We start from the raw sequence: 10,525 nt of genomic DNA, 5'->3' as shown, positions 1-10,525 counted from the left end.
CCAGGCAGGTTGTTTTTCCTTGATGAAAGCTTTTTAAGGACAAAGCTAGAGGCTATTAAAAGCAAGGGTTTGATCGGGATAGAATCCAGGGCGGATCTTGACCAGGTGAGACTTGGAAGTGATATGACATTTGAGGGAGTGCTTGAGCAGTACTATAAGAGTTTGTGAGGTTTGCAATGGGAGAAAAGATAAAGATTATTGATTTCGTAAATAATCAACTAAAAGAACGCTACAAATCCTTTGTGGTGTTTGGCCCGGCCATGAGCGGCAAGTCGAAGCTCGCAAGGAAATTAGCCGAGAAAACTGAATCTTTATATATTGACCTGTTGGCTGATTTTCTTTCAAAACCTGAACTTAGTGGCAGTATTGATACTTTTGAGCCACAGGATTTGAAAAAATACTTGAGAAATATTCCTTTCGGAGGAAAGCTCATTGTTATCGATAATATCGACTTTTTAATAAATACATGGAATGATTTGAACAAGGAGCATTTTTTAAATTTTATTGAAAGGGATGAATTCCGGATAGGGTACTGCTTTATACTTCAAGCCGCCAAATTTCTAAGGGACAGACGAATTGAAAACAGCATTGGACAGAACAGGGTTTTGAATATTTACAATGTTGAGTGAGGTGTAACAACGGGATGAACATGATTAAGGACATTATTAAGATACATGGAGGTTACTCCGCACAGGTCAAGCTAAAGGAAGAGTTCGAGGACAGAAGCCAGAATGTGGAGCGGATGTCCCACTATAAACCGATTAAGGCTCACAGGAAAGCCTTTGAAACTATTGCTGAAGGAATTTACAGAAAAGACTCAAAAAGATGCTTTATACTTTCAGGTTCTTACGGTACAGGCAAATCCCACTTGTGCCTTATGACTGCCAATTATCTTGAAAGCCCGTCGGATATGCCTGAGATGGAGCAGTTTTTTCAGAACTACGCAGAGGCAGAAGAGGAGGAACAGATTAAAAAGGCCGATCAACTTAAGAATATCCGGAAAACAGGAAGATATCTTGTCTGCATATGTGATTACGGATTGGAGACCAGCTTTGAAACTATTGTTCTGAGAGCTATAAAGGAAGCACTGGAAAGGGAGGAAATCAATCCGGATGAACTCGATAGTCATTACCTTCAGGCGTTAAAGAAACTGGAACTCTGGGAAAGCAAGCACACATATTTTTACAATATGTTTCAGGAAAAGCTTGAAAGTACTTATCCTAACTGGACGATGGCCAAATTTAAGAAAGCGCTCAAGGAATACAGCAAGGAAGCAGTAGACATATTCTGCAGGTTCCATAAGGATATTACCACCTCTGAGTTTGAATATGAAAAAGACAACCTTGTCGAAATTATAAAGCAGATGGCAAACAGCAGGGTTATAAGGGATAAATTTGTAGGTATAGCCATACTCTTTGACGAATTTGACAACCAGATAAAGAACAAAAGGTTTGATGTTACTGTTTTTCAGAAGTTCGGGGAGATGTGTGAAAACTCATTTGCAGGCGGTTTTGTCACCATGTTCATTGCAACAATACACAGGTCTTTTTTAAGCTACAGGAGCATTTACAATGATGCCGATTTTCAGGTTGCCAGCGACAGGGTGAAGGAAATTCCTCTTGAAACTCAGGGGATTGAGGATATTATATCCGCCATTGTAATTCCACAGAAGGACTCTGACGGGTGGAAGAACGAAGTTGAGGCAAGAGTGGATGTGTTTAACAGCCTTGCTTCCAGATGCGAGTCGTTAGGCATATTTTCCTGGCTTTCTGCCCCGAAGAGAAGAAAAAAAATTATAGAAAACATTTATCCCATGCATCCCATGGCAACCTTTGCCCTTTTAAAACTGGCCTCTGATGTCGGATCGAATAACAGGTCGGTATTTACCTTTTTTGCGGATGAGAAGAATGATCCGGGTTCTTATGACTGGTTTGTCAGAAGCCACAGCATCACCGGGCAGAACGGCGAACTGCAGTTATATACCGTCGACTTGCTTTTCGACTATTTCGGCGGAAAAATCTCTACCGATAATACCGAGTTAAGACCGAACATAAAGGAGTATGTCAGGGATTTTGAAACATCCTTGAGGGAATTACATAAACACAGGCATAATCGCCGGGATCTTGATATAGAAAGTAAAGTATACGATAAAATACTTCGTACCATGGTTATATATAATATAATAGGCGTGCCGGTCAATATGGATAACCTGAAGTTTGGTTTAAACGCAAACACACAAGCGGAAGAGAAACAGTTGGAGTACTACCTTAAAAACGCATGCAGGCTCAAAATAATATATTTAAATGAAACAAACAGCTGCTATGAGTTCAGAAAAAGCGATGCCCATGATATTGGAGGTTTAATAAGGGAATACAAGCAGGATCCTGCCAACATGCCGGCAGATGCAATAAAGGAATTGAGAGAAGAGCTAATCAAGCACCCTGACGTAAAAGGTATTCAGAAATTTTTCAAGAACGAAGAATTTCTGGAGCCTAAGGATTATAACTCTTTATATAACGAGGACAAAAGACTAAAGAGGTTTTTTGTGACTGTTAAAGAGGCTGAGACAGACGGCTACTTTGCTAATTTGTACAAGCAATTAACGGAAGCAAAAAAGGACATAAAAAATGGGTTCGAAGGCGCTGCAGTTTATATAATCTGCGAAACTCCCGATGAGGTCAGAAGAGCATCTTCCGTGGCTGCGAGGAATTCTTTTGATGCCATTATGGTAGGTGTTCCTACCGAAGAAATCCCGGTTTATGACTTGATATTTTCTCTTAAGGCTTGTATTAATATCAGCCTGGAAAATTTCTCCGCACAGGACATGGGTGTTTTGAAGGACTATATAAAGGCATACGATACCCAACTGGAAGAAGCATTTAACAAGTATATTTCGTCCAAAAACCTTATTTACTACGGAAAGAACGGCATTGAATTGACAAGAAACAATTCTGATAACAATAAGGCAGCATCCAAAATCCTTGAAGGAATATATGAGCATAGGAGAAACAAGCTAAAGCATGAGGATTTGAACGTATGCCACGAGTTTAAGGAAAAGAAAAACACTGCTTTGAAAGAGGCGGTTGAAAGTCTCCTGGATTTTTCCAGTGATTTGGGATATAAATCTAACCTGCCGGCAGACCGCGGTGATAAAAGATATATTGAGAAAGCTCTTCTCCAATCGGGTGTTATTATAAGGGTAGCTTATGCCGGCGACAGGGCTATTTGCCAAATGGAAGCACAATATGACAAGTATAGGAGCTTGCTTCCGGCATTGTCCGACATTATCGGAACGGTAAAGGATTCGACGGGAGAAATAAATATCGTGTCACTGGTTGAACGTATGACATCACAATACGGTATAGGCTACAACGCGTGTATACTGTTCTTTGCAGTAATGCTTAGGTATTTTAAAGAAAGCATATTGATCAAACAGGATATTAATGAAATAGGAAGCATAAGGCCGTTTTCTTATGATGAAATTCTTGATCTGGTATACTATAAAAAATATAAAAATGCCGTTATTATATACAAAAAGATATCTGACAGAGATGAAGCGTTTATAAAAAAGATTACCCCGATTTTTGTTGACAGCAGTAAGAGCATAAAAAATGAAGTCTCGCTTTCAAGCCTTTTTGAGGCGATGAAGGCCTGGTACAAAGGCCTTCCTCCGGTTTGCAAAATAGAAGAAATTTATAATAACCATACATTGGATGCATTTATCCGGGTTTTTGACAAGATTGACAGGTCTAATCCGGTTGAGTTTATTCTTGAAGAGATTAAGACTATTTATGGATATGAAAAAGATGAGCTTTTGCTGGAGGAGAAGGCAGAAAGCATTGCCGTTAAGCTTAAGTCGGATAAAGAAACCATTGAGGAAGGATATGAAATTGTCAGAAATGATATAATCAACAAGGTTAAGGAGATTTTTGGAATTAGCGACTCTACTTATGAGGCCATCCTTCAGAAATTAAACCAATGGTATGAAGGGCTCTCAGACATTCAACGGGAGACGGGCAAGTACTATGAACTGCATAGTGAAAATAGTCTTCCTATAATTGAGAATCTGGGCAAAGGATACTCCCTGGAAGAGTTGCTGATGGTCAGATTGCCGGGGGATAAGGGATATAAACTATCTGCGGTCAAGGAATGGACGCTGGATAAGAGGGAGATATATATTGAGAAAATCCGACTGGGGAAAAAGCATATTGAAGAGAATATGTTTCTTGTCGGAGCGCCGGATTTCAAGTGTTTCGGGCATGATATCCAACAGGATGAAATAGACAGCAGCACATGGCGGATATACTACAGGAGTAATATAAAGGTCACAATAAAGCCACTTGCTGTACATTCCACAGTATATATTACATCCAATGGGGATGACCCAACAAAGTTTGAGTCTCAGAGAGAAGCAAAACATGAAGAATACACCTTTGAAACAAAGGAAAACAAGACCTTGAAATTTGCTGCTGCTGATAGGGAAGGCAGGTACAGCAAAATTATAACTCTGTATCTTGAAAATGAAGATAAAAAATATGAGGTTCAGTACAAAAAACCTGAATACAAACAAAGTTCCATCTGGGGACAGGATAAAAAAGGGACAAGAGAGTATGATGAACCAAAAATTGAAGTAACCCTTCCCAAGGATAAAAATAGTATGAAGAAGTGTTTAATGAGCCTGCTTAGTAAATCTATGGAGAGGTATAAAATTGATAAGGAACAGCTTCTTCAATGCCTGGATGAGGTCAGAAAAGAGTTGTAGGTGAGGTTTTTATGGGCGTAGTACATATATATGACGACACGGATGGAATTGTGGAGAACTTTGAAGGGCTTGTAGTTAATAAGCCTGATGAATATGTAAAGGCTTATGATGCTATACGCAGCGCACTTTATTCAAATACCGGATTAAAGGTACTGGTGAGAAACAGGTTCTGTCTTGAGGCTTTCAGGGCAATGCAGGCAAATTACGGCAGTCAGAATATTGAAATACACAGATATTCGCCGATGGAAGAATTCTACAAACTTTATGGGATTTCCGTACCTGATTATATAAGCAGTGAAGATATAATAAAGTCAGGTATTCTTAAAGCTGGGGATTTGTTAATGCATGTGCCCGGTATGGAATTTGAAGCCTTTATTATGGCAAATTATTTCTCAAGTCTTCTTGTCTTCGAAAGGTTTCCGGTAAACGACCTTGTAAATATATTGTCTTCTATAGATTTTGAAAAAATGAAGAAGAGTCTTTCCATTCAATTGGTGAACAAGGTTTTCAGGCGGAGAGTTGGTCAATGGAAAAGGAATGCGGCAGAAAGCTGGACTGCAAATATTATAGACAGTTTTTATGCGAATCCTTCAAAACTGTATGATGACTTATGTAAATACTTACTGGTTGCCGGATATCCGATAGACATTGCTTGCAGTATTGCAGGCAGCAATGCTTACGACTTCAGCAAGGTTAAATTTAAAGATGAAGACTACTATGATGAATCATTGGACTATTCGAAGCTTCGAAAGGAAATTGAAATTTATTTGAATACTCTCGATAAAGACTTCCTTGAAAACGAGGATATTAGAAAGTACATAGAAATGGTTTCGGGACGTTTTATCGAAGAATATTATTTTATATTGAAAGTTTTGGAGAATAATACCGGGGTTGTTGACCAACAGATTATAAAACAAGCTAAAGATAAGTTCAAACACCTTGAACACATAATAACGGATTATGACGAGAAATTGGATAGGATTATTCCTCCTGCAAGACCAAGCAGGCCGCAAGCATCTTTTGATATAAAAGATTGGCTGGAATGGGCAAGAAATGAGTATTTGCCTTATCGGTTCTGGATGGAGGATAATGTTAAAAACGATGAAGAAATAAACAGTTATTCCGTATTATATGGAGACTGGGTATATAATAATTATGCCAGGCTGATTTCTTCCGGAGAGTACCTGGTTTATAGAGCGTTTTCCATGCTTAGCAGTGAGCTGGCGAATAACGAACTTTCTCTGGTTATAATTATTGATAATTTTAATTATAAATATTCAAAACTTTTAAAAGATTACTTTTTAAAGCAGGGTTTCAGTTCGACAAGTGAGAAACCATTACTTGCAATGCTTCCAACTGTAACCGAGGTGTCAAAAGGAAGCTTGTTTACAGGTGAACCGTACAGCAATGCGAAAAATATCAGCTATAAGCAGGAAGTTAAGAAGTGGGCGGGTATGCTTGGCCTTAGCATGCGATATCTTGAAAATATAAGCGAGTTGTCAAAAATTGATAAAAAGGACGAGGACGTATTAATACTAAATTACCTTGAAATTGACGATATACTGCATAAAGGGCAAAAGGAATCTGCATTATCAATGAGATCAAAAATAAAAAATGAACTTAATGCTTTGAGTCGGGAGATTCTCGCTTTTGCCAAAAGAATCGGGTATGAAAATAAACTGAAAGTGTATGTAATGTCCGATCATGGAAGTACTAGCATATTGAGCAGCCAGGAAAATCTGATTGATCAGGCGTATTATAAGGGTCGTGTAGAAAAATCGGATCACAGGTATGTTTACGTTGCAGATGAGGATATGAGTAAGCTGCACAGCAATATTGACCGCTATTGTTACGTTATTGACAGGAATAGATTTGGAACGAAGGAGAATTACCTGATTGCAAAAAAGTATTATCGCTTTAAGGAAACAGATGAAAGTTTTTATGTTCATGGCGGAATAACTCCTGAGGAGCAGATTGTGCCTTTTATTAGATTTGAAAGGGTGGATGTTAAAGAAGAGGCTTTGATCATTACCCTGGTATCCAATGAATTCAGGTTGTCTGTAAAATCAAAAATTCAGATGATTATTAAGAATCCGAATGAATACGCTGTGCAAGATGTTGAAATAAGCATATTGAATTCTAATGTCAGGTCAGATTCTAAAAGTGTGAAATATGAGAAATTTGATGAACTTTCGGTGTCTAAAGTATATATGGATAATATTCGTTTTGTTAAAAATGAAGGGAATGAAGAATTGCTGCTGAAAGTGACGTATAAGTTTCTCGGAAAAGAATACGAACATGAATATAAGCTCCCGATTATTGTTAAGAGTGTTCAACAAAATATAGCGAACTTTGATGATATTTTTTAAGTGAGGTATGGAGCATGTTGCAGTTTGAACAAAAAGCGTATGACTGCTATGGTGACGTTGTAATAAATAAAAGCTTGATACATAAGGCAGGGTTCTCCTCCAGGGCCATTCCTGCATATGTTGGAGAATGGATTCTTTATAATTTTTTGGAGGACGGTGAGCTTACCGAAGAGTCCAGGAATAAGATATCTGAATTTGTTAACAGGTATCTTCCTCAGAAAGGACAAAAGGAAGAAGTTAAAAACAGACTGCTTAATATGGAAAATGTTAAGCTGCTGGACGATTACAGCGTTTCAGTGAATCTTAAAACAGGCAAGAGAACGTTGAAAATTCCTTTCCTGGATATGAATGACGCATTTATCAGCGACGATATTGTGGAAAAAAACAACTTGCTTCTTACCAGTGGGGTTTGGGGTGTTGCCGACCTTTTTTATGTCCCTCCGGCGTCGCCAAATGAAAAGGGACAGCTGTGGATGCGCAATTTCAAGCCGTTTCAGGTAGGAAGCATTGATATTGAATATTATAAGGAATGCAGATCGAACTTTACTACAGAGGAATGGATAGATCTTATTATATCGAGCATGGGGTTTAATCCGACAATTTATAACGAAGAACAGAAAAATGTACTTATTACCAGAATTCTTCCAATGGTTGAGCCGAGGATTAACCTTATTGAACTTGCACCCAAGGGGACAGGAAAATCCTTTGTATACAGCAATATATCAAGGTATGCAAGAGTTATTGGCGGCGGCAAGGTTTCTCCTGCAGTTATGTTCCATCACAACGGAAACAATACTCCCGGACTTGTAACTAGGTATGATGTTGTTGTACTGGATGAGGTCCAAAGTATTCAGGGAGATTCAACAGGTGAACTGGTTGCCGGTCTGAAGGTGTATCTGGAGTCCGGCAGATTTAGCCGGGGTAATACGGAAGCAAGTGCTGAAGCCGGATTTGTTATGCTTGGAAACATTACATTGGATGAAAACCATCAGCCTGTATATAAAGATGAGGGTTTATTCCGGGAAATACCCAACTTTCTTCAGGAAACTGCGTTTATTGATAGGTTGCATGGTATCATTGCTGGTTGGCTTATGCCAAGAATATCAAAGGATACTCCCTCAAAGTACCTTGGTTTTAAGGGCGATTTCTTCTCAGAAGTGCTTCATAATCTTAGAAATGAGCCGCAGTATACCGATTATGTAAATTTAAATATGAGACTGCAAAACTGTAATGACCTGAGAGACAGGAAAGCAATAGTGCGTTTGGCAACAGCTTATCTTAAGGTATTGTTTCCAGACTTACAAGTTACAAATGCGGATTTTATAAAGTATTGTGTAAAACCGGCTGTAGAGCTAAGACAGCGGGTTAGGGATGAACTCCATAAGATGGATAGAGAGTATGCAAAGGTGAATATTGAAGTTGTTGAGGAATAATACCTCAGACAAGACAAAACATTTATTTGTTAAAAAAGTTATAAAGGCAGAGGATTTTATTATATGGAGAGATTTGATTTATTTGATGATGACTATTATGCAATTGAAATTGCACGAAACACTGTCCGACGTTTTTTAAAGAGTCCTCTTATTACACCAAAGCAGGTTATTGGACTTGGGAATGCGCTTTATGCCCTTGAAAGATTACCTTTAATTACCGTTGGAGCATGCTGTGAGTTTGGTATTATTTATCGATCTGGTACAGATGTATTTGAAGAAATGAGATATATTACATTTAGAATTTCAGACTCTTCATTTGAAATATCAAAGGGCGGTAGTGTCTATGATTGTGCAGTGGGAGGTGATAGTTTTTCCGAACCGGACTGGTTAATTGAGGTTAGTGGTTATAGAGAAACAGAAATGGAACTTTTTGACCTTGAAGAATCTATAGAGGAATATTTGAAATTGGGTGCTGAGATTATCGTTGACGATGAATCGGAAATTGACTTTGATCAAGATGAATAAAGAATTATATAACACTATATTATGATCATACCTCCGAACTTACGGATTATATATCGGAACACCCGAAACTTGGCAAAATAAAGGAAGACTGTATTGATGCGCTTTGCCTGGCAGTAACGGGTATGTTGGGATTAAAAAACGGTTTCAGGTCTATACCGGAGAAACCAGCACTGGATAGTCGGGGACTGGCGATGCAGATGGTTTATGCAGAAAAATCAGACGAATAAAATGTTTTGCAAACAGCTGTAAAGATTCTAAAATTTGAGGTATACATATGGCAAAAAGTTCAAACCAAAAACTGAAAATACTCTACCTTATGAAAATCCTTCTTGAGAAGACCGATGAAGAGAATAGTATAACCCTCAATCAGATGATTGCAGAGCTTGAGCGCTATGGTATTACAGCTGAGCGTAAATCCATCTATGACGATATCGAAGCTCTGCGCCGGTATGGCATTGACATTGCCACCCGGAAGACAAAAACTACTGACTATTTTGTGGCAAACCGGCTTTTTGAACTGCCGGAGCTAAAGCTCCTGGTTGATATCGTCCAGTCATCAAAATTCATTACTCATAAAAAGAGTAACGACCTGATAAAGAAAATTGAAAGCCTTACAAGCATACATCAGGCCAAAAAGCTTCAGAGACAGGTATACGTTGCCAATAGAGTCAAGACCATGAATGAACTCATTTACTGCAATGTTGATACCCTGCATACTGCAATATCTGAAAATTGCCAGATATCCTTTAAATATTTTGAGTATAACATTGAAAAAAAGAAACAATTCCGGAATTCCGGGCAAGCCTATATTGTGAGTCCTTATGCACTTTCCTGGGTGGATGAAAACTACTATTTAATCTCTCATTACCCCAAGAATCCGGATCTGACATATTTCAGAGTTGACAGGATGACCGAAATAAAGCTCCTGAAAGAACCTCGCCGGGATTTGTCGGAAATAATTGGTGAAAAAAGCCTGGATATCGCCGAGTATTCGAAAAAGGTATTCAATATGTTCGGAGGCGAGGAAGAAACGGTGAAACTTCAGTTTGACAATTCCCTTGTGAATGTTGTGATTGACCGCTTTGGTAAGGATATATCCTTAGAGAAAGCCGATGAAAACCATTTTAATGTGAGAATCAATGTGGCCGTGAGCTCTACTTTCCTGGCCTGGGTGTTCCAGTTTGGGAATAAGGTGAAGATATTGTCGCCGGATGGAGTTATAGAAAAATATAGGGAGATGCTGCAAAGTGGTCTGGAAAATCATATTATTTAACTATCCGTTTTAATGTACACATTGTGTGATAAAATAGTTAGATGAAGATACAATTATTTGGAAATTCCGAATAGTGCGTAATGAAATGAATGGAAGGGTATATAAGTATTGTCAACGCCGGAATATTTTTGACCTAAAATCGCCGGTTAAGATTTGACCCAAT

6 protein-coding genes are annotated in these 10,525 nt (G+C 38.5%); all 6 read left to right on the top strand.

Annotated elements, in window-relative coordinates; all coding sequences use genetic code 11:
• The first annotated feature begins 176 nt into the window (after nucleotides 1-176).
• Nucleotides 177-629, top strand: a complete 453-nt coding sequence (locus tag PLH43_RS11530) for a hypothetical protein (protein WP_324363238.1) — start codon at nucleotides 177-179, stop codon at nucleotides 627-629.
• A 14-nt stretch (nucleotides 630-643) separates the two neighbouring features.
• Nucleotides 644-4,762, top strand: a complete 4,119-nt coding sequence (locus tag PLH43_RS11525) for a hypothetical protein (protein WP_324363236.1) — start codon at nucleotides 644-646, stop codon at nucleotides 4,760-4,762.
• A gap of 11 nt (nucleotides 4,763-4,773) precedes the next feature.
• Nucleotides 4,774-7,131, top strand: coding sequence for a PglZ domain-containing protein (locus PLH43_RS11520; protein ID WP_324363234.1), 2,358 nt, complete (start codon nucleotides 4,774-4,776; stop codon nucleotides 7,129-7,131).
• A 14-nt stretch (nucleotides 7,132-7,145) separates the two neighbouring features.
• Complete coding sequence (brxL, locus tag PLH43_RS11515; protein ID WP_324363232.1) at nucleotides 7,146-8,564, top strand: BREX system Lon protease-like protein BrxL; 1,419 nt, start codon at nucleotides 7,146-7,148, stop codon at nucleotides 8,562-8,564.
• Between the two features lie 63 nt (nucleotides 8,565-8,627).
• Entirely contained in the window at nucleotides 8,628-9,089 is a 462-nt protein-coding gene (locus PLH43_RS11510) for a hypothetical protein (protein WP_324363230.1), read from the top strand.
• Nucleotides 9,090-9,363: 274 nt separating this feature from the next.
• Nucleotides 9,364-10,362 carry a WYL domain-containing protein gene (locus tag PLH43_RS11505; RefSeq protein WP_324363228.1) on the top strand — a complete coding sequence of 333 codons (999 nt, stop codon included), beginning with the start codon at nucleotides 9,364-9,366 and terminating at the stop codon, nucleotides 10,360-10,362.
• Nucleotides 10,363-10,525 lie beyond the last annotated feature (163 nt).

Origin of the sequence: Acetivibrio sp., assembly GCF_035371925.1 — a bacterium.
Classification (GTDB): Bacteria; Bacillota; Clostridia; order Acetivibrionales; family Acetivibrionaceae; genus Hungateiclostridium.
Note: the sequence above shows the minus strand (reverse complement) of the source record. Positions and strands in the feature narration are given on the sequence as shown.